This is a genomic window from Ruegeria sp. CI1 (assembly GCF_056536925.1).
In genome coordinates this window covers 67,009-89,063 of sequence record NZ_JBQFQP010000002.1, presented here as the reverse complement: position 1 = coordinate 89,063, position 22,055 = coordinate 67,009, and the positions used below count along the sequence as shown (strand labels likewise).

The window sequence follows — 22,055 nt, the reverse complement described above, 5'->3', positions numbered from 1 at the left end:
ACCCCCCCATTTGCTACATTTGCGCATTGCAATGCTCAGGAATTTCGGCCCTAGTACCGGACCAACACCACTCACAAAAACCGGACAGACAGTGACCAGTACAGCCCCCGTCATCGAAATCAGGAACCTTCACAAAAGCTTTGGACAACTCGAAGTGCTGAAAGGGGTCGACATCACCGCGCATCGCGGCGACGTCGTTTCACTGATCGGATCGTCGGGATCGGGAAAATCCACGCTTCTGCGTTGTTGCAACCTGCTCGAAGACAGCCAAGAGGGCGAGATCATCTTCAACGGCGAACCGGTGCGCTGGACCGGCAATGGCAACACTCGCCGCCCTGCCGACCCCAAACAGGTGCTGCGTATTCGCACCAATCTTTCCATGGTGTTCCAGCAATTCAATCTTTGGGCACATATGACCATACTGCAAAACGTGATGGAGGCCCCGCTGACCGTGCTGGGGCGCGACCGGCACGAGGTCGAGGACAGTGCCCGGAAATATCTTGACAAAGTGGGCATCGGCGACAAGTGCGACAATTATCCGGCACAGCTGTCAGGTGGCCAGCAGCAGCGCGCCGCCATAGCACGTGGGTTGTGCATGGAGCCGCAGGCGCTTTTGTTCGATGAACCCACTTCGGCACTGGACCCCGAGCTGGAACAGGAAGTCATTAAGGTCATCAAGGATCTGGCCGCCGAGGGCCGCACCATGATCATCGTAACCCACGACATGAAGATGGCCGCAGACATCTCCAGCCATGTCGTCTTTCTTCATCAGGGCCTTATCGAGGAAGAGGGCTCACCCGAAGATATCTTTACAGCCCCTGAATCGGAGCGACTTCAGGGCTTCCTTTCCGCCACTCAGGCGGCATAAATTCAAATCAGTAACAAACTGGGGAGTAACCAATGAAGAACCTGATTCTGACCACCGCAGCCCTAGCTCTGGGTGCAGGCATGGCAATGGCCGACACAGTGCGAATGGGCACCGAGGGTGCCTATCCTCCGTACAACTTCATCAATGACGCCGGTGAGGTTGACGGATTTGAGCGCGAGTTGGGCGACGAGCTCTGCAAACGCGCCGAGTTGGACTGTGAATGGGTCAAGAACGACTGGGATTCGATCATCCCGAACCTTGTTTCGGGCAACTACGATACCATTATCGCCGGCATGTCGATCACCGACGAACGTGACGAAGTTATCGACTTTACCCAAAACTACATCCCACCGGCGGCATCGGCCTTTGCCGCTGCCTCCGAAGGTGCTGATCTGACGGGCGTGATCGCGGCGCAGACCGCGACGATCCAAGCCGGTTATGTCGCTGAAAGCGGCGCCACCCTGGTCGAGTTCGCAACCCCCGAAGAAACCATCGCCGCCGTCCGCAACGGCGAGGCCGATGCCGTCTTTGCCGACAAGGACTATCTGGTGCCACTGGTCGAGGAATCAGGCGGTGAGCTGATGTTCGTCGGCGACGATGTTCCGCTGGGCGGAGGCGTCGGCATGGGCCTTCGTGAATCCGACGGCGAGTTGCGCGGCAAATTTGACGCGGCGATTACTTCGATGAAGGAAGACGGCACGCTGAACACCATGATCAAGAAGTGGTTCGGCGAAGACGCCGCTGTCTACGGCACTGACGGCACGACCGTCACCAACTAATACGTCCGGCAAACGGTTCGGCGCGCCTGGCGCGCCGAACCGGCACCGGTTTCTGGCCGGGCTTGACGATCGAAAGACGCCTCATGTTTTCCTATTGCGCTGATCCCGAAACGCTCAGCACGTTCCGCTGGTTTTCCTGCTACCTCACAAACGGCGTGCACCTGTCGTTCTATATGTCGTTCGTGAAGGTTCTGGCTCTCTTGGCCGTCACCGCGCCCGTGGCGCTGAGTTTCGGCTTTGTCGGCGCTATGTCCGCGCGGTCGCATCTACTGCCGCTTAGCTGGCTGGGTAAAGGATACATAGCTGTCGTACGTGGCGTACCCGACATCGCCTTCTTCCTGTTTTTCGTAATCGCGCTGGATCAAGCGTTCGAATGGACACGCCATCAGATACTTTGCCCCGAATGGACCGATGCGATCCGACAGGGCAACGATTTTCTGGTCTGCCCCGCCGCCAAATTGCCGCTTGGAACCGCTCCGGAATGGGTTCATCAAACCTACGGATTTTTTCTGGCCGTTATCACCTTCGCCATTGTGTTCGGAGCCTTCGCGGCCAATGTCCTGTTCGGCGGTATGCGCGCCGTGCCCCACGCCCAGTTGGAAACCGCTGCGGCCTATGGGATGAGCCGCAGCCAGACCTTCTGGCGCATTCTGGTGCCACAGATGTGGGTCTATGCCCTTCCTGGCCTCAGCAACCTGTGGATGGTGTTGATCAAAGCCACGCCGCTGTTATTTCTGCTGGGGATTGAAGATATCGTCTATTGGGCGCGAGAGATCGGCGGCACAAAGACCTCAAAATTCACCCAGTACCCCCACGGCGACTGGCGAATGTGGTACTTCCTGTTCCTGCTGGTCTTCTATCTCGGTATGACCCGGGTCTCTGAGATCGGCCTCGAAAAGCTGATGCGCAAACTGTCCCACGGGCAGGCGACATCCGGCGGTGAGCTGCTGCGCAAGGAGACCACCGCATGAGTTGCCTGCAAACCATCCACGACTATGGCCTGCGGTCGATCGGTATCGGTGAACGGCTTTTGCCCAAAAGTGATTTTACGCTGTGTGAGCATTTCACTTTGATCGGCTCGGGCATGATCTGGAACATCTATTTCGGCCTTATGGCGCTGACCACCGGCTTTTTCCTCGCGACCGCTCTGGCAGTCGGAAAAAGCTCGGTCAACCGCTGGGTGCGCAAACCGTCGGAATGGTTCATATTCGCGTTCCGCGGCTCGCCGCTCTTTATCCAATTCTTCTTTGCCTATTTCTTCTTCCTGTCGCTGAAGAAAAGCTATCCGATGTTTGACGACTTCACTTCGGCTTGGTTGGGGGCGCTGATCGTTCTGTTTCTGAACACCGCAGCTTATTCGGGTGAAATCTTCTACGGCGCTTTGCGCTCGATACCAAAAGGCGATCTGGAAGCCGCCGATGCCTATGGCATGTCCGGTTGGCCGCGCTTCCGCCGCATCGTGTGGCCGACTATGCTGCGGCTGGCTTGGCCCGCCTACACCAACGAGGCGATCTTTTTGTTCCACGCCACCACACTTGTTTTTTTCTCGGCCTTCCCAGCCTGGCAGCAGCGCGGCGACGCGCTTTACTACGCCAGCTATTTTGCCGACAAAACTTTCAACCCCTTCGTGGCCTACCCGATCCTGGCTTTCTATTTCATCTTGCTGACGCTGTTGATATCGTGGGCATTCAGTCTGGTGAACAAGCGCCTGAACCGGCACCTCCCGAACGGGCAACGCGCCAAGATGCGGTTCCGTCTGAACCTCGCGCGATAGGAGTGCTCTAAGGCCGTCAAATAGGGTAACGGTCTTCTGGGCGAACGGCTTCAGACATGCAGTGACGTCAAGAGGCGATCTTTTTCTCCTACGTCCTCAGGTGTCGAAATTGCGGTTGCGAGGTCTTCCAGCGACGCTATGGAATGCCCGGCCCGGAAACTGTCCACATGCGGCAGCATCGCTGCGACGCCGCGAGCTTTGGGCGCGAAACCGTCCCAGCGCAAAAGCGGGTTGAGCCAGATAAAGCGGCGCGAAGAGAGGTGGAGGCGCTCCATCTCGTGCGCCAGACGCTCCGGATCACCGCGGTCAAGGCCGTCGGTTATCAATAGAACAACCGCGCCCTGCCCCATGACCCGGCGCGACCAGTCGCGATTGAATATGTGCAGGCATTCTCCGATCCGAGTTCCCCCTTCCCAATCCTGCGCCTCTGCGCCCGCTGCCATCAAAGCCGCGTCTACGTCGCGTTGATGCAGGTGACGAGTGATATTGGTCAGCCGCGTTCCGAATGTGAAGGCGTGCACGCGCGCCCAACCCGCGCCACGCGTGTTCGAAACAGCATGCAGAAAGTGCAGGATCATGCGGCTGTATTGGCTCATCGATCCGGAAATGTCGCAGAGGGCGACGAGGTTGGGCCAACGCGGACGTGGTTTGAGGCGTGCAATATCACGCAACTCACCGCCCTGACGCATGGCTGTGCGCAAAGTGCGGGCACGGTCGATGCGATTGCCCGAATGGCTGGCCCGCCCCCGTCGTGACAAGATGGGTTTGACCGGAAGTGAAAGCCGCGCCAGCATGCGCTTGGCCAGAGCGATTTCCTCGGTGCTCATCTGTTCGAAATCCAATGTGCGAAGACGTTCCTCTCTGGAAGCCGTGCGCGAGGCGTCAACTTCTATCTCGGTCGCCTCTTCCTCTTGTTGAGATTCGGGCAGGTCGCGCTGCACACCTTCCAGCAAGGCCTCGGCAGCGCGTTTCGCGCCCGCATCCGCCTTGCGTTCCTCCTGCACGCCGCGTAGCGCTGGCAGCATCATCGCCATCATGTGTTCAAGGTATCGCGGATCGCGCCAATAAAGCCGGAACACCTGCGCAAACACGGCCCGGTGTTCCGGTCGGTTTACGAAGCAGGCGTGCAGCGTCCAGAAGAAATCTTCCTTTTCCGAAAATCCCGCCGCTTCGACCGCACGAATGGCATCAACCACTCGGCCAGGTCCTATGGGCAGCCCGGCCTTGCGCAGAGCACGGGCGAAATGCGTGATGTTCTGCGCCAGCTTCGGCTTGTCGGGAATATCCAGCGGAAGTTGTTCGGCCATCAGCGTTCAGCAATGCCTTGCGGGATATGTTTTGACCGGTCGGGCATCAGACCGGTTCCAGCGATGCCTTGGCCTGATCGAGAATGCGCTTGGCTTCGGATCCCTGCAGTTTCTGGATATCGTCCTGATATTTCAATATTGCCCCAACGGTGTCACCGATCACTTCGGGACTCAGATCAAGGACATCCAGCGCCAAAAGGCATTTGGCCCAGTCAATCGTTTCCGCAACGCCGGGTTTCTTGAACAGGTCTTCGGTGCGCAACTGCTGGACGTAGGCGACGATCTGACGACTCAGGTTTTCCGCAGCCTCCGGCGCGCGGGCATGCAAAATCTCGACTTCGCGTTCAAAACTCGGGTAGTCCACCCAGTGATATAGGCATCGGCGCTTCAGCGCGTCATGAACTTCGCGGGTGCGGTTCGATGTCAGGATAACGATAGGCGATTCAGGAGCCTTGACGGTTCCAAGTTCCGGAATCGTCACCTGGAAATCGCTCAGTGCTTCCAGCAGGAAAGCCTCGAACGGTTCGTCTGTGCGGTCCAATTCGTCGATTAGCAACACCGGAGAACCGAGTTCATCCGGACGCATGGCTTGCAGAAGGGGACGTTCGATCAGAAACTCGTCCGAAAACAACTCGGTTTGCAAGGCCGTTCGGTCGGCCCCTCCCGAAGCCTCGGCAGTTCGGATTGCGACCATTTGGGCGGGGAAGTTCCACTCATAGACTGCTGACGAAGCGTCCAACCCTTCGTAACATTGCAGCCGGATCAGGCGGCGGTTCAGCCCTGCGGCGAGCGCCTTGGCAATCTCGGTCTTGCCGACGCCAGCCTCGCCCTCCAAAAACAAGGGGCGGCCCAGCTTGAGCGCCAGGAAAACGACCGTAGCCAACGGCCGCCCACAGACATATCCTTGAGCAGCCAGCAATTCCTGCACCGCACCGATTGTTTCTGGCTTGTTCATCCACTCTCCCCCGATTGTGCCCAACAGGTCACGACAGGTCCGGCGCGTCAAGTCGCGCGTTTTTCAGGACATATGTCAACTTCGCTGATCGGCAATCGGGGCGCACTCATTTCGAACTCCTTACAAGCCGCATGCGAATGTGGTGCCTCCAGTGATGTGTCAAACACAACCAGAGCGTCACAATGGGGGCTGCCCATCCGCTTTCCACCTCGATAATGTCCACAAGCTCCGCGCCTTGGGCGCAGGGATGCACTTCGAGCCGGTGCACAAGATGCGTTCCCATCCCGGTTTCGTCCGATGTCATCTGATGCCCGGCATCCGTGCACTTGGTGACCACCATCCTATAGGGCCGAGCAGGCAGAAGGCCAAACAGCGACAGGTCGACATCGATCACCTGCCCTTCGTGCACTGGCCCCGATGGCAAATGATCGAAGCGCATCCACGGCCGGGTCACTGCCTCGAGCGTGTCGAGGTCGGTGACCAGTTCGAACAACCGATCCGGGTCGGTCGGATAGACATGTCTGAACGTCAACGTCTTTTTCATGATGACTCCCGATGCCTTAGCCTGCATGGGCTACAGCGGTCTGAGAAGCGCGCAAATTGCCTCGCCCCTCACCGCTGGGGCTTTCCCGACCGCCCCGCCTGTGCTAGCGGGTGCGCCATGACACAAAGCCTCACGATCCGCCGCCCCGACGATTGGCATCTCCACCTGCGCGATGGCGCGATGTTGCGGGCCGTACTGCCGGAAACCGCCCGCCATTTCGCCCGTGCGATCATCATGCCCAACCTTGTGCCACCGGTGGTAACTGGTAATCAGGCAGCCGCTTATCGCGACCGAATCCTGGCGGCCCTACCCGAGGGGATCTCGTTCGAGCCTCTGATGACGCTCTATCTGACCGAGGATACCAACCCAGAGGACGTGACCAGCGCTTATGCCAACGGATTGATCAAGGCCGTCAAACTGTATCCTGCCGGGGCGACAACGAACTCGGCTTCGGGCGTGCGCGACTTTGACAAGGTCCGCAATGTGCTGGAGAGGATGGCCGAGATCGGCTTGCCATTATGCGTCCATGGCGAAGTCACGGACACACAGATCGATATTTTCGACCGAGAGGCGGTGTTCATCGAAAACGTTCTTGACCCGATTCGTAGGGCGACGCCCGGACTACGCGTGGTGATGGAGCATATCACAACGTCGAATGGCGTGGACTACGTCAAGGCAAACGCAAAGGATCTGGGCGCAACAATCACGGCCCACCACTTGATCATCAACCGCAACCATATTCTCGTGGGTGGCATCAAGCCGCACTACTATTGCCTGCCGGTCGCAAAGCGCGAGGAGCACCGCATTGCCCTGCTCGCCGCCGCCACATCTGGCGATGAGAGGTTTTTTCTGGGTACCGACAGCGCGCCGCATACCGATGCAAACAAAGAAATGGCCTGCGGTTGCGCGGGATGCTTCACCGCCACCAACACGATGTCACTGGTGGCCGAGATGTTCGATCGCGAAGGCGCATTGGACAAGCTGGAGGCGTTCACCTCGTTGAATGGGCCTGCCTTCTATCGGTTGCCGGTGAACACAGGAACGATCACCCTGATCAAGGGGAAGCCGGTGGCCTATCCCACAAAGATCGAAACCGGTGAAGGGCCAGTGACGGTGTTTGATCCCGGGTTTCCTTTGCATTGGCACGTTCACTGACTGCATCTTTTCCCAAATGCTCCCGCCGGAGGCGGACAGCCTCTCTGACCAGATCCAAGGATTGAACAGTATGATCCCGTCTAGCTTTCCCGACGCCACCGAAATCGCCCGTCTGACCGCACGGATGCTTTTGGAGATCAAGGCCGTGCATTTCAATGCGCGCGAACCGTTCACGCTGGCCAGTGGCCTGCCAAGTCCGACCTACATCGATTGCCGCAAGCTGATCTCGTACCCGCGCATTCGCTCTACGCTGATGGATTTTCTGACCGTTACCGTGATGCGCAACGCGGGATTCGAGGCCTTTGACAACATCGCGGGCGGTGAAACCGCAGGCATTCCCTTTTCAGCCATGGTGGCTGAGCGTATGGCGCTGCCGATGACCTATGTTCGCAAAAAACCCAAAGGATACGGTCGCAATGCCCGGATAGAAGGTGTGATGAGCGAGGGCCAGCGAGTGTTGCTGGTCGAAGATCTGACCACCGATGGCGGATCAAAACTCAGCTTTGTCGACGCGATCCGCGCAACCGGAGCCACCTGCGGCCACACGGCGGTTATTTTCTATTACGGCATCTTCCCCGAAACGGAGAAGACACTGGGCGAACATGGCGTTAAGTTGCATCACCTTTGCACTTGGTGGGATGTGCTGGCTGAAGCCAAGGTGCAAGGCGCGTTTGATTCCGAAACTCTGGACGGAGTTGAAGCGTTTCTGAATGACCCGCGCGGCTGGCAGGAGGCCAACAAACCGACGTAACTCGGTGGAACCGTATGTGGATAATTAAAGCCGAATCGTACTACCTCGGACAAAATATTGTGGTACTTTCTTTAATGCGCCACATGATGTACCATCCCAATAACAACCAAGCCCTGCTGTACGAAGTTATCCCACGGTCTCCCGGTGAGTTAACCACAGGGATTTCCAGATGGCGCAGTCCTCGCGCATACGTGTAGACAGGGCGGTAAGGCGACGGGGACAAGAATGAACGAGATCAGCAGTATCGGGCAGGCAACGGCACAGATTCAGAATGCCGAAACCATGCCGCATTCGATCGAAGCCGAGCAGCAGTTGCTGGGCGCGATCCTGACAAACAACGACCTATATGACCGCATCGCCTCGATCATCGGGGCCGAGCATTTCTTTGATCCGGTGCACACACGCATCTATGAAGTGGCCGCAGCACGTATAGCCAAGAACGCGCTTGCCTCTCCGGTGACACTGAAATCCTTTATGGCCGAGGATGAGGGCCTCAAGGAACTGGGCGGACCAGCCTATCTGGTCAAGCTGGCCGGTGCCTCGATCAGCGCCTTTGCTGTGCGCGACTATGCGCAGATGATCTATGATCTGGCTATCCGGCGTGAGTTGATCCGGCTGGGGCGGGACATCTCGGATAAGGCGGCGCGGGTCGACGTGGCGAGCGAGCCGAAAGAACAGATCGTCGAAGCCGAGCAGGCGCTTTACCAGCTTTCGGAACAGGGGCAGACGGAACAGGGGTTCCAGTCCTTTCTCAAGGCCGTGACCGAAGCAGTCAACGTCACCAACGAGGCCTATCAGCGCGGTGGCGGAATGGCAGGAATTTCGACCGGCCTGGTCGATCTGGACAAGCAGTTGGGCGGGTTGCATCCGTCGGACCTGATCATTCTTGCCGGACGCCCCTCGATGGGCAAGACCTCGTTGGCAACCAATATCGCGTTCAATGTGGCAAAGGCCTATCGGCGCGGAACCAGGTCGGACGGCTCCCAAGGCGCGGTCGATGGCGGCGTCGTCGGGTTCTTTTCACTGGAAATGAGCGCCGAGCAATTGGCGGGCCGGGTTCTGGCCGAGGCCTCCGAGATCTCGTCGCACAAGATACGTCAGGGCGATATGACCGAGGCCGAATTCCGCCGGTTCGTGGATGCCGCCAAAGAGCTGGAAGCCTGCCCACTTTTCATCGATGACACACCTGCATTGCCAATTTCCCAGTTGGCGGCGCGCGCGCGTCGCCTCAAGCGGACACACGGACTGGACCTGCTGGTCATCGACTATCTGCAATTATGCCGGGGCATGTCGGACAACCGCGTGAACGAGATTGCAGAAATCTCAATGGGCATGAAAGCGATTGCCAAAGAGTTGAACATTCCCGTCATCGCGCTGTCCCAGCTTTCGCGTCAGGTGGAAAACCGGGACGACAAACGCCCGCAACTGTCCGACCTGCGGGAATCGGGCTCGATCGAGCAGGATGCCGATGTCGTGATGTTCGTTTTCCGCGAGGAGTACTACAAAGAACGCGAAAAGCCCGGCGATCACGAGTTGGACAAGATGGAAGAGTGGAAAAACGCGATGGAGCGGCTGCACGGAAAGGCCGAGTTGATTGTTGGCAAGCAGCGCCATGGCCCAATTGGCACAGTCGAGCTGTCATTCGAAGCACAATTCACCCGCTTCGGCAATCTGGTCAAACCCTGGCAGCAGGGCGGAGAGATCGAAGGGTACTGAGTCAACCCACAATGTGGTAGTCGGTTCCAATGCAGTTTTCCGACGACGGAGCGCCTGTTCCAAGCTCAGGTGACGTCTCGATAATCTTGGGCGCAATATGGAACCAGAAGTTCTTTGAGCGGTGCGAATAAACCGGTTTTCCTCAACGGATCATGCCCCAGGTCGTTCAAGAGTTCATCATGGTAGTGGGCCATATACAAAAGCAAGGTTGCCGAGCGTGCGGGCCCGTCGGGCATCCATGATTGCTTCCAGCGCCGCAGGCCGTCGATCGCGCCCTGCATCGCTTGGGACGAAGGAAGTTCGACATTGCCGGCGGCGACCTCGGCCAGCCAACGGGCCTGCAGCGCAAATGTGGTTACACTCATGAACGACGAGGCGCGACCGACGAAGGCCAAGTTTGGAACATCGGGGTGCAGGATATGCCGGTACAGATAAATGCCATCCGTCCCTTCCCCAAGTCTCGTACGAAGATCATCCGGCAATTGATCCAGCCCTGTTCGCCACCCTGTACCGAACACCACGCAATCGACGTCAAGCGCCTCGCCGTCTGCAAGAACGAGTTTATTGCTGTCAAACCGAGCTATCGCGCTGCGGTGAGCCGAAATCCCGCCACTGCGAATTTTTTTCAGAAGGCCGGGTCGCGGGACCATCGTGACTTCGCTGAACGCATCCAGTTCCACCGGGTGATCCGGCACCAGGTTTTTGCCGTTTGAAATCCGCATACCCAAACCCTGCTGTGTCCGCAGCAGAACCTCGACCACGCGCCAGAACAGCCAGGGCAGCGGGTAGCCCACATTATGCAAGGCCCGTACCATTGGCGTCGGTCGAACATAGGGTGGGATCAGGGCCGCAACCAGCCGCGTCAGCATTCCCCATTTGAATGGCAGCAACCCCAGCAGATTTCTGGGCACCGGCCAATGTGCTGTGCGAAAAACCAGATGCACCTTGTCAGCAACGTCGGTGGCCGATCCTGCGATATCGGTTGCGCTTTTGCCATATCCAACCACGGCCACGCGTTTGCCTTTGAGCACGTCGAGTGTCTTGACCTGGCTACTATGAAGAATTTCCCCACTGAACCCGTCCTGCCCTTCGATCACCGGCATGTGCGGTTGTTCGGAATAGAGGCCGGTGGCGATGACCAAAAGATCTGCCGTCCTGGTCTTTGACAGACCGTTCTGGTCGGTGTCGACCTCCCACACCTCACCAGACTGGCGAACAGACGTAACTCGCGTGCCCAGCCGCAGGCGGTCCGTGATGTCGTAATGCGCGCAATAGTCTCTCAGGTATTTCTGAAATTCCGGACCGGGCGTGAACGGAGAGGCGGACTCGGACAAGGGAAAATCCGGAAACTCATAGAGGTCCTTTTGGACCTGTACTCCGAAATCGTAGTACCCATCAGCCCACACACCGCCCAACTCCGGGTTTCGATCAAGGATCGTACATTTAATACCCTTTTCCTGTAGGCATTTGGCCGTTGCCAGACCCGAAACTCCGGCCCCGATGATCAGCGCTTCTTTGATGTTGCCCGGGTTCATCGCTCGGCCCGCCCTATACCGAATATGCGTGATCCAAGAAGAAGGAGCGCGCCCAACACCCAAAGCGCAAGAATATACGCGCCAAATATCGTCCACAGCGCCCAGACCCAAAGCCCCTGCCAGACAGATTTCAGCGGCTGAGGATCGGCCAACCTTGACCGGGCTGAGACGATGATGAACAGGTGAAAAAAACCGATGACGGCCCCCAAAAAGGTTCCCGCCCAAAAAAACGCGGACATGGTGCCCCCCATGATGTCCCTACGAGCAATATAACATAAAACCTATTTCTGATGTACAGACGAGTTACGGACGACACGACGCTTGACCTCAGGGCCGAGAATGGTTCACAGATTGGCGTATGACCAAGGTATACCCCAACTTGCCGCGCCGTGAGATCTTGGCGCGCCACTTCGGACACCGCCGTAAACGCTTTGCCGGATAGATCGGGGGCACCGCCGCCCCTGTTTCCATCCAAACTCAAAGCGAGAACACCATGACAGAATTTACTGAAATCCCCGTCATCCGGCTGGGCGACCGACCCGATTCAGAGATCGCTGCCGATTTTCGTGCCGCCTATGGCGTCACCGGCTTCGGTTATGTCGAAGAGCACGGAGTCGACCCGGCTCTGGTTGAAGCAGTCTTTGAAGCATCGCGCCAATTTCACGCGCTGCCGATCGAAGCCAAGATGGCCATTGCGGTCGACCAGAGCCACCGCGGTTATATCCCGATCAATACGTCGACGGACGTCAATTCGACGCTGGCCGTCGTGACCAAGCCGAATCAATCCGCGAGCTTCATGATGATGCGCGAGGATATGGCTGCCGACCCCGATGTTTATTTATCCGGCCCAAACCGTTGGCCGGATTTGCCAGGATTCCGCGAAACCTTGAATTCTTATGCCAACACCATGTCCACCCTTGGGGGGCGACTGATGAAGATCGCACTACAAGCATCTGGTGTGACAGACACCTCAATACTTGACGCGTTTTCAACCCCGACCATCTGGTTGCGCCTGTTGCACTATCCACCGCAACCTGACGCCAGCCCTGATGACCTTTTCGGCTCGGCTCCACATACGGATTTTGGCTGTCTAACCCTTCTGGCGCAGGACAACGTGGGCGGCCTGCAAGTCATGACTCCCGCAGGAAACTGGGTGGATGTGCCAACACGGCCCGGCACGTTTGTGGTCAACGTCGGTGACATGCTGCACCGGATGAGTAATGGGCGACTGCTCTCGACACCGCACCGGGTGATCAACCGCTCGGGTCGCGAACGGTACAGCTGCCCGTTTTTCTTCGACCCGCATGTCAATACCGTGATCGAACCCCTGCCGGGGACCGGTACCCCCCGGTACAAACCGCTTCTTTTTGCGGATTTTCTGCGCGGGGAACTGGAAGCGGCCTATGACGCCCACAAACCAGCGCAAAGTTAGTTCTTTTCCCTCTTGACCTGCGGGCGCCCGATGTCATGAACGGAGCCCATGAGTACTGCACGTCTGACCATTGACCTGTCCGCGCTCGCCGATAATTGGCGGGCGCTTGACGCAAGAAACACCGTTGAGACCGCGGCTGTGGTCAAGGCGGATGCCTACGGCCTGGGTGTTCGGCGTGTTGCACCCGCGCTGGCCAAGGCCGGTGCTCGAAAGTTCTTTGTCGCCGTCGCAGGTGAAGGCGTGGCGGTGCGTGAGGCACTTGGACCGGGACCGCTGATTGCCGTGTTTTCGGGACATATGCTGGGCGATACTGATATCCTGCGCGACTATGATCTTGTGCCGATGCTCAACTCTGCCGAACAATTCCAGCGTCACATGGAAACGTTGTCGGGTCACCCCTTTGGCATCCAACTGGACAGCGGCATGAACCGGCTGGGTCTTGAGCCTGCCGATTGGGCTGAGTTGCGCGAAACGGCACTGTCCAGAAACCCCGTTCTGATCATGTCGCATCTGGCCTGTGCAGATGAGCCAGATCATCCGATGAACACGCAGCAATTACACGTTTTCAGAGAGATGACGGAAGGAATTAATGTTCCCAAGTCGCTTGCGGCGACGGGCGGATTGCTATTGGGGTCAGACTATCATTTCGATTTCTGCCGACCCGGCGTCGGTCTATATGGTGGCCAGCCCTTTGCCGAGGCAAAACCAGTCGTCACCGTCGATCTTCCAGTCGTGCAGGTTCGGCACTTACAGCCCGGTGAGACCGTGGGCTATGCCAACGCCTGGACCGCCACGCGTCCGTCGCGGATCGCAACTGTCGCTGCCGGGTATGCTGACGGCCTGCATCGGGCCACAGGCGGGGGGATCAAGGCCTATGCCTGCGGAACGCCTTGTCCGGTCGTCGGGCGCATCTCGATGGACCTGATTACAATCGACGTCACCGACGCAGGCCACGTCCCCGAGGCGCTGCAGATATTGAATGCGCAGCAGACCGTGGATGATCTGGCAAAAATCGCCGGAACAATCGGTTACGAAATCCTCACCTCGCTTGGCGCGCGATATGCACGGAAATACGTGGAATGAACCCTCTCGCTCTTCTGGCCGGACTTGGTCGAACAGTTTTGACCGTCCTTGCTGCATTCGGGCGGGTCGGCCTGTTCGCGTTTGATGCGATATCGCATATTTTCCGCCCGCCCTATTATCCGCGCGAATTTGGTGTGGCTCTGCTGAATATCGGCTGGCTGTCGCTGCCAGTCGTCGGCCTGACCGCGATTTTCACCGGTGGCGCGCTGGCGTTGCAGATCTATGCAGGCGGTGCACGTTTCAACGCCGAGGCCGTGGTACCCCAGATCGTCGCAATCGGCATGGTGCGAGAGCTTGGACCGGTTCTGGTCGGCCTGATGATCGCGGCTCGCGTGACGTCGTCGATTGCCGCCGAAATCGCCACGATGAAAGTGACCGAGCAGATCGATGCGCTGGTCACCCTGTCGACGCATCCGATGAAGTACCTGACCGCCCCACGCGTGTTGGCCGCGCTGATTACAGTGCCAGTTCTGGTCGGCGTCGGAGACATCATTGGAATCGCTGGTGGTTATGTTGTGGCGACGCAAAATCTGGGCTTCAATGCCGCCGCCTATTTGCAGAATACCGTGGATTTTCTTGAAACCCGCGACATTGTTTCGTCATTGGTCAAGGGGGCGGCCTTTGGCGTCATCGCGGCGCTGATGGGATGCTACTACGGCATGAACTCGGGCCGTGGGGCGCAGGGCGTGGGCCGCGCCACCAAGGGGTCGGTCGAGGCCGCTGCCGTGCTGATCCTTGCCGCCAACTTCGTTCTGACAGGGGTGTTTTTCTCGATATGATCCGGATGGAGAACGTTCATAAGGCCTTTGGCGACAATCGGGTTCTACAAGGAATGAACCTTGAGATTCCAAAGGGCACCTCGATGGTGATCATCGGCGGATCGGGCACCGGAAAATCCGTGGCGCTGAAATGCATTCTAGGGCTGATTGCGCCCGACAGCGGCAAGATCTTCGTCGATGGGCGCGATGCGACCGAAGGCGACCGTGATGCGTTTCTGGCGAGGTTTGGCATGCTGTTTCAGGGCGGCGCTTTGTTCGATTCTCTGCCCGTCTGGCAGAACGTGGCCTTTCGCCTGCTGCGCGGGTCGCTGAAACGCCCGGCGGACGAGGCGCGCGAAATCGCTATCGAAAAGCTGCGCCGAGTGGGCCTGAAATCCGACGTCGCCGACCGGCTTCCGGCGGAACTGTCAGGCGGCATGCAGAAACGCGTGGGGCTGGCGCGCGCGATTGCGGCAGAGCCCGAGATCATCTTTTTCGACGAACCCACCACCGGCCTTGACCCTATCATGTCCGGCGTCATCAACGACCTGATCCGTGAGATCGTGACCGAGATGGGCGCCACCGCGATGACCATCACCCACGACATGAGTTCCGTCCGCGCGATTGCCGACAACGTGGCGATGCTGCATGACGGGCTGATCCAGTGGACCGGGCCTGTGAGCGAGATGGACACGAGCGGCGATCCCTATCTGGATCAGTTCATTTACGGGCGGGCGGAAGGGCCGATTGAGGCGGTGCGTTGATAGGACCGTTGGAAGGTTCTATCGCGCTGTTTCTATTGGCTTCACCCTTTGTGGCTGCAGCCGTAACAGTGTGGCTGGGCATGAAATTGCAACTCGAGCCGGACAGTCGAAAAGCAGGAGTATTGTTGGCTACACTGCCATCCATGACATTCCTTTGGCTTGCTCTGCTGATCTTCGTAAATGCCAGCGGTTCCGATCTGCGACGGCACATGTCGTGGCATCTTCACTTGGTGACACTAGGCGCATTTATTGCTGTCGAGGTTCTAATTTTCCAAGCATTTATCCAAAGCTCGTTTCGCCTACACGCAGCTATTTCAGCGCTGCTTTGTGCTGTTGCGGGGTATGTCATGTTTGCAGTCATCTTTCTTTGATCAATCCGTATTGGGCGAGTCCAAAAGGGCCGCTAGCCCATTTCTTTTTGCCAATACTCCTACCGGGTGCAAAACACGATTCACCCTGCGACCGACTGATGCGCTCAAGTTACCTTTCCCTCTTTCAAATTTGATAGGAAACGCGCAAGTCTAGGCGAACCAACAAAAACAAGCCGCCATGCTCATCCGCCTCGCCACCCTTTCGCTCCTGCTCCTCTACCCCATCGCGTGGTTCGCTCCACTGATGCGCGCAGGGCTACTGCCGATCTTCGGCCTCAGCGAGATCAGCGTGATCACCGGGCTGCAATCGCTGTGGACATCCGACATTTTTCTGGCCCTCGTCGTTACCGTCTTCGCTCTCTTAGCCCCCTACATCAAAACCATCGGCACCGCGCTGATCCAGTGGAACCTGCTGGACCCTCGCCTACAGCCCGCGCTGAACATCCTCGGCAAGCTGGCGATGGCCGATATCTTCCTCATCGCGCTTTACATAACGCTGGCCAAGGGAATCTCCTACGCCACCATAGAAACGGCCTGGGGGCTTTACCTGTTCACTGGCTGCATCCTGGCGTCGATGGTGCTAGGCTTTCTGACCGAGCGCCGCGCAACCTGAGGGCTTGATGCGGCGCGCGTCCTCGGGCACCAAGGGCGGCATGGCAAAGACGAAAACCTTCACCTGTACAAGTTGCGGCGCGGCCCATTCGCGGTGGTCGGGCCGTTGTGACGCCTGCGGCGAGTGGAACACCATCGCGCAGGAGGTACCGCTGTCCGCCGGTCCCGCGTCGAAATCGTTGGGCGGCAAACGTGGGCGGGCCATCACGCTGAGCGATCTGGCGGCAGAGGAAACGCCGCCGCCCCGCACCATCTGTGGCGTCGATGAGCTGGACCGCGTTCTGGGTGGTGGATTGGTCCCCGCCTCGGCCATATTGGTGGGGGGTGATCCAGGAATAGGCAAATCCACCCTGCTTTTGCAGGCGGCGGCACGATTCGCCCGAACGGGTTTGAAAACCATCTATGTCTCGGGGGAGGAAGCCAGCGCACAGGTGCGCATGCGTGCACGCCGGCTTGGCCTTGCCGATGCGCCGGTGCAACTGGCCGCTGAGACCAATCTGCGCGACATCCTGACAACGCTCGAGGCGGAAAAACCCGGCCTTGCCATCATCGATTCGATCCAGACCATGTGGGCCGACAACGTCGACAGCGCCCCCGGTTCGGTCAGCCAGGTCCGCGCGGCAGCGCATGAGTTGACCTCTTTCGCCAAGCGGCACGGCGTATCGATCATCATGGTGGGTCACGTCACCAAGGAAGGCCAGATCGCCGGCCCCCGCGTGGTCGAACACATGGTCGATACGGTTTTGTATTTTGAAGGCGAGCGCGGGCATCAGTTCCGTATCCTGCGTGCGGTCAAGAACCGGTTTGGTCCAGCGGACGAGATTGGGGTTTTCGAGATGACAGGCAGGGGGCTGGCCGAGGTCAGAAACCCATCGGCCCTGTTTTTGTCCGAACGCGGCAAACCCAGCCCCGGCTCGGCAGTATTTGCCGGGATCGAAGGCACACGCCCCGTATTGGTCGAGTTGCAGGCGCTGGTCGCCCCTTCGCCCCATTCTCAGCCTCGTCGCACGGTTGTTGGATGGGACAGCGGGCGTTTGGCGATGATTCTGGCCGTGCTTGAGGCGCGTTGCGGCATCCCCTTTGCAGGGCTCGATGTCTATCTTAACGTCGCGGGCGGGCTGAAGATTTCCGAACCCGCCGCCGATCTGGCGGTTGCCGCAGCGCTGATGAGTGCGCGCGAAGACGCTGCCCTGCCAGCCGACACCGTCGTTTTTGGCGAAATTTCTTTGTCAGGTGCACTAAGACCGGCCCCGCAAACCGAAAACAGGTTGAAAGAAGCGCAAAAACTTGGTTTCACGTCAGCAATTGCTCCGGCAGGTGGCAAAACGGCCACTGTGGCAGGACTGACACTCACCCGACCATCTGATCTGGTGGGGTTTGTTGGCGAAACCTTCGGAGCAGGCTAGTATCGCGCCCGAGGCAGAAAAGAGCAGGCTAACACCATGGAAGGTTTCACCATCATCGACGGGGTCGTTGCCCTGATCATCGTGCTGTCAGCGCTGCTGGCCTATTCCCGGGGATTGGTGCGCGAAACGCTCGCCATCGTCGGCTGGGTCGCAGCTGCTGTTCTGGCTTTCCTGTTTGCGCCAAAGGCGATGCCGCTGATCAAAGAAGTGCCCGTTTTGGGCGAATTCCTGCGGGACAGTTGCGAGTTGTCCGTCATTACCGCTTTCGCAGCGGTTTTTGCCGTAGCCCTGATCGTGGTCAGCGTATTCACACCACTCTTTTCCTCGCTGGTTCAACGTTCGGCTCTGGGCGGGCTGGATCAGGCGTTGGGGTTCTTCTTTGGCGTGGCGCGGGGCATCGTCCTGGTGGCCATCGCGTTCTTTGTCTACGACACTGTAATGACCGGTCAGAACTTCACCATTGTCGATGAAAGCCGCTCGGCCGAGGTTTTTGCGCAGTTCAGCGCCAAGATCGAAGAACAAAACCCCGAACAGGCGCTCGGATGGGTCACCCAGCAATATGAAGACCTGGTCGGGGCCTGCAGCAACCCGCAGCAGTAATTCATCCGCCATTCCTGAAAATGCCCGGGCAAGTCCCGGGTTTTTTTGTTTTGGCCGCTCATTTCTTCACCTGCGGCAAATCGCGGACGTGATCCTTTGGTGACACAGGGCGTCTGAGGCATTATGTGAAGGCCAACTCGGAACAGGAATCGGAGCTGCCCGCCTTGCAAAGCCCGCAGATGCCCCCCGCCCACCCATTTGACGATGACAAGCTCCGCGAGGAATGCGGGATATTCGGCGTCGTCGGTGTTCAGGATGCTGCCAACTTCATAGCTCTCGGTCTGCACGCCCTGCAGCATCGCGGTCAGGAGGCGGGCGGCATTGTCACCCACGATCCTGAACAGGGCTTCAACTCGGTCCGCCGATTCGGGTATGTCCGCGACAACTTCACATCCGCCGACATCATGGAAGCCCTGCCCGGACCACTGGGGATCGGCCACGTGCGCTATTCGACGGCCGGGTCCAAGGGGCAGACCGCGATCCGCGACGTGCAGCCGTTTTTTGGTGAGTTTTCCATGGGCGGTGCTGCGATTGCCCATAATGGTAACATCACCAACGCCAACGCATTGCGCCGCGAACTGATTGAACGCGGTTCTATCTTTCAATCTTCGTCCGACAGTGAATGCATCATTCACCTGATGGCGCGTTCCCTGCAGCGCAACATTCCCGAGCGGATGGAAGACGCCCTGCGCCGGGTCGAAGGTGCATTTTCAGTGGTGGCAATGACACGGACCAAGCTGATCGGCGTGCGCGATCCGATGGGCGTTCGGCCGTTGGTGCTGGGCAAGATCGGTGACGGCTGGTGCCTGGCATCGGAAACCTGTGCACTGGACATCATCGGCGCGGAATTCATTCGTGAGATCGAACCGGGCGAGATGGTTGTGATCACCGCCGAAAAGGGTGTCCAAAGCAACTTTCCATTCCGGCGACAACCGCCAAAGTTCTGCATTTTCGAGCACGTCTATTTCTCGCGCCCTGATTCCATTCTTGGTGGCCGGTCGGTCTATGAAACCCGCGAAGCCATCGGTCGGGAATTGGCAAAGGAAAGTCCGGTCGAAGCCGATCTGGTTTGCCCGGTGCCCGACAGTGGCACGCCTGCCGCAATCGGCTTTTCGCTGGAATCGGGCATCCCCTATGCAATGGGAATCATTCGCAACCAATATATGGGTCGCACCTTTATTGAGCCGACCGAGCAGATCCGAAATATGGGCGTGCGGCTCAAGCTGAACGTCAATCGCGCGCTGATCGAGGGCAAACGGGTGATTCTGGTGGACGACTCGGTGGTTCGTGGCACGACCAGCCGCAAGATCAAGGAAATGATCCTGGATGCGGGCGCCAAGGAAGTGCATTTCCGGATCGCCAGCCCGCCAACAGCCTGGCCTTGTTTTTACGGTGTCGACACACCACAGCGTGAAAAGCTGCTGGCAGCGACCATGACCGAAGAGGAAATGACCAAGCATCTGGCGGTCGACAGCCTCAAGTTCATTTCACTGGACGGTCTTTACCGAGCCGTTGGGCAGTCGGGTGGACGCGACAAGGCATGCCCGCAGTATTGCGACGCCTGTTTCTCTGGCGAGTACCCTGTGAGCCCCGCGGACATGATCGAACAGGGGTTCAAGATGCAACCCGCAGCGGAATGATCTTGTCTGGGATAGAAACGTAAAGGAGCGCTTGCGCTCCTTTCTTTTCATGCTCACGCGAGTAGCATTTTTTTGCTAGTCCGAACGCTTGGCTCTTTCGCTTTGGTGGCCAAATCACTACCCAGCCCCGGTCACTCACTGACCGGGCCGACTCCATGAGCAACAAGGTAGACAGCGCCGCAACGCAGAAAGGTGCGTTAACACGGAATGATATTTCCGTGCTGGGAGTATTCGGCCCCGCCAATAACCTGCACGCCCTGGTTCGCCTTTCGACAGGCCGCACCAAGGAAGTCAAACCCGGCAGCCGGATTGGAACCGGCACGGTCATCGCCATTGACAACTCTGGGCTGGTACTGCGGCAAAGCGGCCAGACCCGCAGGATCGACATCCCCGGAAGCTAATCCTGACTTGACGATACCCGCATGGAGGTTCAAACCACCCACATGACCGATAAGACCAAAATCGCCCTTGTCACCGGGGCTTCGCGCGGACTGGGAGCCGCACTTGCCGAAGCGCTCAGCGAGGACTATCACATAGTCGCCGTAGCCCGCACCACAGGCGGGTTGGAAGAGCTGGACGATCGAATTCAAGCCAAAGGCGGTGCGGCGACACTTGCGCCGATGGATATCGCTGATCCGAATGCGATGGCGACCTTGTGCCGGGGGATATACGACCGTTGGGGCAAGCTGGATTTGTGGCTGCACACAGCGATCCATGCAGCGCCGCTGACGCCTGCCCCCTTCGTCGATCCCAAGGACTGGACCAAATCCGTTTCAATCAACGCCACGGCCACTTCGGTTCTGATCCCTTATATTGCGCCGCTATTGGGCGAGACAGGACAGGCAGTATTCTTTGACGATCGCCGTGCAGGCGAGAAGTTTTTTGGCAGCTATGGGGCAACCAAGGCGGCGCAAATTGCCCTGGCGCGCAGCTGGGCCGCAGAAACCGTCAATACCGGACCACAAGTGACGATCTTGGAACCGGCACCGATGGCCACTGCTTTACGGGCGCGTTTTTTTCCCGGAGAAGATCGTTCGGTCTTGGCATCGCCCTCCGACGAAGCCACTCGGTTGTTGGCTCTGCTCTAAGTGTGGCTCGTTCCGGGTCACATTCCCGGCTGTTGCCGGAGTAGACTTGTGAGGACCAAGACGACCTGTCATGCGATGTGGACGCCCTGACGTCCCGCCAGATCGACGAAGAACTGCCACGCAACTCGGCCCGAACGGGCACCGCGTGTGGCTTGCCACTCAATAGCTTCGGCCCGAAGTGTTTCCGCCCCGACACTGACACCATAGGCGCTGCAATAGCGGTCGATCATGGCAAGGTATTCGTCCTGACTGCATGGATGGAAGCCCAGCCAAAGGCCGAAACGATCCGAGAGCGACACCTTTTCCTCGACTGCCTCTGACGGGTTGATGGCGCTGGAGCGTTCGTTTTCGATCATGTCGCGCGGCATTAGGTGGCGGCGGTTCGATGTAGCATAGAACACGACATTCTCCGGGCGCCCCTCGATACCACCATCCAGCACGGCCTTGAGGGATTTATAGTGCTGGTCGTCATGACTGAATGACAAGTCATCGCAAAACAGAATGAACCGGTGCGGCGCGGCGCGCAGGTGGTTGAGCAGGCGTGCGACCGAACCCATGTCTTCCCTTTGGAGTTCGACCAGTTTCAAATCTGGATGATCGTCTTGCAAAGTGCCGTGTACGGCCTTGACCAGGCTCGATTTGCCCATACCGCGCGCGCCCCATAAAAGCGCGTTGTTCGCCTTGAAACCTTTTGCGAACCGCCGCGTGTTGTCGAGCAGCGTATCGCGTGAGCGGTTTATGCCAACAAGCAGGTCGAGATCCACTCTGTTGACATGCGGTACAGGTTCCAGCCGATCGGGATCAACATGCCAGACAAATGCCGATGCCGCATTGAAGTCCGGTGCGGCGAGCGGTGCGGGTGCCATCCGTTCCAGGGCTTCGGCAATGCGGTTCAGGGCTTGGCTGTCCATATGGTC

Annotated in this window: 24 protein-coding genes; 18 read left to right on the top strand and 6 right to left on the bottom strand. The window is 58.4% G+C overall.

The window, feature by feature from the left end; translation table 11 throughout:
- The first annotated feature begins 91 nt into the window (after positions 1 to 91).
- From ACR0LZ_RS02375 to ACR0LZ_RS02360, 4 genes are all read left to right on the top strand, one after another.
- A complete protein-coding gene (locus ACR0LZ_RS02375; protein ID WP_480748171.1) occupies positions 92 to 868 on the top strand; it encodes an ABC transporter ATP-binding protein in 777 nt (258 codons plus the stop codon).
- A gap of 32 nt (positions 869 to 900) precedes the next feature.
- A complete protein-coding gene (locus ACR0LZ_RS02370) occupies positions 901 to 1,647 on the top strand; it encodes a transporter substrate-binding domain-containing protein (protein WP_480748170.1) in 747 nt (248 codons plus the stop codon).
- A gap of 83 nt (positions 1,648 to 1,730) precedes the next feature.
- Complete coding sequence (locus tag ACR0LZ_RS02365; RefSeq protein ID WP_480748169.1) at positions 1,731 to 2,618, top strand: ABC transporter permease; 888 nt, start codon at positions 1,731 to 1,733, stop codon at positions 2,616 to 2,618.
- Positions 2,615 to 3,421 (top strand): ABC transporter permease, encoded by an 807-nt coding sequence (locus ACR0LZ_RS02360; RefSeq protein ID WP_480748168.1) that lies wholly within the window; start codon positions 2,615 to 2,617, stop codon positions 3,419 to 3,421. Before ACR0LZ_RS02365 ends, ACR0LZ_RS02360 begins: the two co-directional genes overlap by 4 nt.
- Positions 3,422 to 3,471: 50 nt before the next feature.
- On the opposite strand, the gene ACR0LZ_RS02355 is transcribed toward ACR0LZ_RS02360, so the two are convergent.
- The 3 genes from ACR0LZ_RS02355 to ACR0LZ_RS02345 form a co-directional block, all read right to left on the bottom strand.
- Positions 3,472 to 4,728: a vWA domain-containing protein gene (locus tag ACR0LZ_RS02355; protein ID WP_480748167.1), complete on the bottom strand. Its 1,257-nt coding sequence runs from the start codon at positions 4,726 to 4,728 to the stop codon at positions 3,472 to 3,474.
- Between the two features lie 46 nt (positions 4,729 to 4,774).
- A complete protein-coding gene (locus tag ACR0LZ_RS02350) occupies positions 4,775 to 5,683 on the bottom strand; it encodes an AAA family ATPase (protein ID WP_480748166.1) in 909 nt (302 codons plus the stop codon).
- A 106-nt stretch (positions 5,684 to 5,789) separates the two neighbouring features.
- A complete protein-coding gene (locus ACR0LZ_RS02345) occupies positions 5,790 to 6,227 on the bottom strand; it encodes a hypothetical protein (RefSeq protein ID WP_480748165.1) in 438 nt (145 codons plus the stop codon).
- A gap of 117 nt (positions 6,228 to 6,344) precedes the next feature.
- Here ACR0LZ_RS02345 and pyrC point away from each other — a divergent pair, with 117 nt between their 5' ends.
- The 3 genes from pyrC (at position 6,345) to ACR0LZ_RS02330 (ending at position 9,849) form a co-directional block, all read left to right on the top strand.
- Positions 6,345 to 7,382 carry a dihydroorotase gene (gene pyrC, locus ACR0LZ_RS02340; protein ID WP_480748164.1) on the top strand — a complete coding sequence of 346 codons (1,038 nt, stop codon included), beginning with the start codon at positions 6,345 to 6,347 and terminating at the stop codon, positions 7,380 to 7,382.
- Between the two features lie 70 nt (positions 7,383 to 7,452).
- Entirely contained in the window at positions 7,453 to 8,133 is a 681-nt protein-coding gene (locus ACR0LZ_RS02335; protein WP_480748163.1) for an orotate phosphoribosyltransferase, read from the top strand.
- Between the two features lie 225 nt (positions 8,134 to 8,358).
- On the top strand, positions 8,359 to 9,849 hold the full coding sequence (locus ACR0LZ_RS02330; protein WP_480748162.1) for a replicative DNA helicase: 1,491 nt from the start codon (positions 8,359 to 8,361) through the stop codon (positions 9,847 to 9,849).
- Between the two features lie 65 nt (positions 9,850 to 9,914).
- Here ACR0LZ_RS02330 and ACR0LZ_RS02325 read toward each other — a convergent pair whose 3' ends face one another.
- Complete coding sequence (locus ACR0LZ_RS02325) at positions 9,915 to 11,384, bottom strand: flavin-containing monooxygenase (RefSeq protein ID WP_480748161.1); 1,470 nt, start codon at positions 11,382 to 11,384, stop codon at positions 9,915 to 9,917.
- The gene (locus tag ACR0LZ_RS02320; RefSeq protein ID WP_480748160.1) at positions 11,381 to 11,623 is read right to left on the bottom strand and encodes a hypothetical protein; all 243 of its coding nucleotides are present in this window, start codon (positions 11,621 to 11,623) and stop codon (positions 11,381 to 11,383) included. The genes ACR0LZ_RS02325 and ACR0LZ_RS02320 overlap by 4 nt, the downstream gene beginning before the upstream one ends.
- Positions 11,624 to 11,877: 254 nt before the next feature.
- Here ACR0LZ_RS02320 and ACR0LZ_RS02315 point away from each other — a divergent pair, with 254 nt between their 5' ends.
- From ACR0LZ_RS02315 to ACR0LZ_RS02265, 11 genes are all read left to right on the top strand, one after another.
- Positions 11,878 to 12,816 (top strand): isopenicillin N synthase family dioxygenase, encoded by a 939-nt coding sequence (locus tag ACR0LZ_RS02315; protein ID WP_480748159.1) that lies wholly within the window; start codon positions 11,878 to 11,880, stop codon positions 12,814 to 12,816.
- A gap of 48 nt (positions 12,817 to 12,864) precedes the next feature.
- On the top strand, positions 12,865 to 13,899 hold the full coding sequence (gene alr, locus ACR0LZ_RS02310) for an alanine racemase (protein ID WP_480748158.1): 1,035 nt from the start codon (positions 12,865 to 12,867) through the stop codon (positions 13,897 to 13,899).
- On the top strand, positions 13,896 to 14,678 hold the full coding sequence (locus tag ACR0LZ_RS02305; RefSeq protein ID WP_480748157.1) for an MlaE family ABC transporter permease: 783 nt from the start codon (positions 13,896 to 13,898) through the stop codon (positions 14,676 to 14,678). Before alr ends, ACR0LZ_RS02305 begins: the two co-directional genes overlap by 4 nt.
- On the top strand, positions 14,675 to 15,421 hold the full coding sequence (locus tag ACR0LZ_RS02300) for an ABC transporter ATP-binding protein (RefSeq protein ID WP_480748156.1): 747 nt from the start codon (positions 14,675 to 14,677) through the stop codon (positions 15,419 to 15,421). Before ACR0LZ_RS02305 ends, ACR0LZ_RS02300 begins: the two co-directional genes overlap by 4 nt.
- Before the next feature lie 8 nt (positions 15,422 to 15,429).
- Positions 15,430 to 15,792 (top strand): hypothetical protein, encoded by a 363-nt coding sequence (locus ACR0LZ_RS02295; protein WP_480748155.1) that lies wholly within the window; start codon positions 15,430 to 15,432, stop codon positions 15,790 to 15,792.
- Positions 15,793 to 15,970: 178 nt separating this feature from the next.
- Entirely contained in the window at positions 15,971 to 16,405 is a 435-nt protein-coding gene (locus ACR0LZ_RS02290; RefSeq protein WP_480748154.1) for a paraquat-inducible protein A, read from the top strand.
- Between the two features lie 40 nt (positions 16,406 to 16,445).
- Positions 16,446 to 17,810 carry a DNA repair protein RadA gene (gene radA, locus ACR0LZ_RS02285; protein ID WP_480748434.1) on the top strand — a complete coding sequence of 455 codons (1,365 nt, stop codon included), beginning with the start codon at positions 16,446 to 16,448 and terminating at the stop codon, positions 17,808 to 17,810.
- A 36-nt stretch (positions 17,811 to 17,846) separates the two neighbouring features.
- Positions 17,847 to 18,410, top strand: coding sequence for a CvpA family protein (locus ACR0LZ_RS02280; RefSeq protein WP_480748153.1), 564 nt, complete (start codon positions 17,847 to 17,849; stop codon positions 18,408 to 18,410).
- A 179-nt stretch (positions 18,411 to 18,589) separates the two neighbouring features.
- Positions 18,590 to 20,050: an amidophosphoribosyltransferase gene (gene purF, locus ACR0LZ_RS02275; protein WP_480748433.1), complete on the top strand. Its 1,461-nt coding sequence runs from the start codon at positions 18,590 to 18,592 to the stop codon at positions 20,048 to 20,050.
- A gap of 155 nt (positions 20,051 to 20,205) precedes the next feature.
- Positions 20,206 to 20,451 carry a hypothetical protein gene (locus ACR0LZ_RS02270; protein ID WP_480748152.1) on the top strand — a complete coding sequence of 82 codons (246 nt, stop codon included), beginning with the start codon at positions 20,206 to 20,208 and terminating at the stop codon, positions 20,449 to 20,451.
- Between the two features lie 42 nt (positions 20,452 to 20,493).
- Entirely contained in the window at positions 20,494 to 21,138 is a 645-nt protein-coding gene (locus tag ACR0LZ_RS02265; protein ID WP_480748151.1) for an SDR family NAD(P)-dependent oxidoreductase, read from the top strand.
- A 68-nt stretch (positions 21,139 to 21,206) separates the two neighbouring features.
- On the opposite strand, the gene ACR0LZ_RS02260 is transcribed toward ACR0LZ_RS02265, so the two are convergent.
- The gene (locus ACR0LZ_RS02260; protein WP_480748150.1) at positions 21,207 to 22,049 is read right to left on the bottom strand and encodes an ATP-binding protein; all 843 of its coding nucleotides are present in this window, start codon (positions 22,047 to 22,049) and stop codon (positions 21,207 to 21,209) included.
- Between the last annotated feature and the right edge of the window lie 6 nt (positions 22,050 to 22,055).

Excerpts from the sequence above, each read along its gene's own strand:
- purF (WP_480748433.1), top strand. The coding sequence starts at position 18,590 with ATGCCCCCCGCCCACCCATTTGACGATGACAAGCTCCGCGAGGAATGC.
- ACR0LZ_RS02315 (WP_480748159.1), top strand. The coding sequence starts at position 11,878 with ATGACAGAATTTACTGAAATCCCCGTCATCCGGCTGGGCGACCGACCC.
- ACR0LZ_RS02300 (WP_480748156.1), top strand. The coding sequence starts at position 14,675 with ATGATCCGGATGGAGAACGTTCATAAGGCCTTTGGCGACAATCGGGTT.
- ACR0LZ_RS02280 (WP_480748153.1), top strand. The coding sequence starts at position 17,847 with ATGGAAGGTTTCACCATCATCGACGGGGTCGTTGCCCTGATCATCGTG.
- alr (WP_480748158.1), top strand. The coding sequence starts at position 12,865 with ATGAGTACTGCACGTCTGACCATTGACCTGTCCGCGCTCGCCGATAAT.
- ACR0LZ_RS02270 (WP_480748152.1), top strand. The coding sequence starts at position 20,206 with ATGAGCAACAAGGTAGACAGCGCCGCAACGCAGAAAGGTGCGTTAACA.
- ACR0LZ_RS02305 (WP_480748157.1), top strand. The coding sequence starts at position 13,896 with ATGAACCCTCTCGCTCTTCTGGCCGGACTTGGTCGAACAGTTTTGACC.
- ACR0LZ_RS02350 (WP_480748166.1), bottom strand. The coding sequence starts at position 5,683 with ATGAACAAGCCAGAAACAATCGGTGCGGTGCAGGAATTGCTGGCTGCT.
- ACR0LZ_RS02335 (WP_480748163.1), top strand. The coding sequence starts at position 7,453 with ATGATCCCGTCTAGCTTTCCCGACGCCACCGAAATCGCCCGTCTGACC.
- ACR0LZ_RS02290 (WP_480748154.1), top strand. The coding sequence starts at position 15,971 with ATGCTCATCCGCCTCGCCACCCTTTCGCTCCTGCTCCTCTACCCCATC.
- ACR0LZ_RS02360 (WP_480748168.1), top strand. The coding sequence starts at position 2,615 with ATGAGTTGCCTGCAAACCATCCACGACTATGGCCTGCGGTCGATCGGT.
- ACR0LZ_RS02370 (WP_480748170.1), top strand. The coding sequence starts at position 901 with ATGAAGAACCTGATTCTGACCACCGCAGCCCTAGCTCTGGGTGCAGGC.
- ACR0LZ_RS02325 (WP_480748161.1), bottom strand. The coding sequence starts at position 11,384 with ATGAACCCGGGCAACATCAAAGAAGCGCTGATCATCGGGGCCGGAGTT.
- ACR0LZ_RS02345 (WP_480748165.1), bottom strand. The coding sequence starts at position 6,227 with ATGAAAAAGACGTTGACGTTCAGACATGTCTATCCGACCGACCCGGAT.
- ACR0LZ_RS02365 (WP_480748169.1), top strand. The coding sequence starts at position 1,731 with ATGTTTTCCTATTGCGCTGATCCCGAAACGCTCAGCACGTTCCGCTGG.
- radA (WP_480748434.1), top strand. The coding sequence starts at position 16,446 with ATGGCAAAGACGAAAACCTTCACCTGTACAAGTTGCGGCGCGGCCCAT.
- ACR0LZ_RS02260 (WP_480748150.1), bottom strand. The coding sequence starts at position 22,049 with ATGGACAGCCAAGCCCTGAACCGCATTGCCGAAGCCCTGGAACGGATG.
- pyrC (WP_480748164.1), top strand. The coding sequence starts at position 6,345 with ATGACACAAAGCCTCACGATCCGCCGCCCCGACGATTGGCATCTCCAC.
- ACR0LZ_RS02320 (WP_480748160.1), bottom strand. The coding sequence starts at position 11,623 with ATGTCCGCGTTTTTTTGGGCGGGAACCTTTTTGGGGGCCGTCATCGGT.
- ACR0LZ_RS02265 (WP_480748151.1), top strand. The coding sequence starts at position 20,494 with ATGACCGATAAGACCAAAATCGCCCTTGTCACCGGGGCTTCGCGCGGA.
- ACR0LZ_RS02330 (WP_480748162.1), top strand. The coding sequence starts at position 8,359 with ATGAACGAGATCAGCAGTATCGGGCAGGCAACGGCACAGATTCAGAAT.
- ACR0LZ_RS02355 (WP_480748167.1), bottom strand. The coding sequence starts at position 4,728 with ATGGCCGAACAACTTCCGCTGGATATTCCCGACAAGCCGAAGCTGGCG.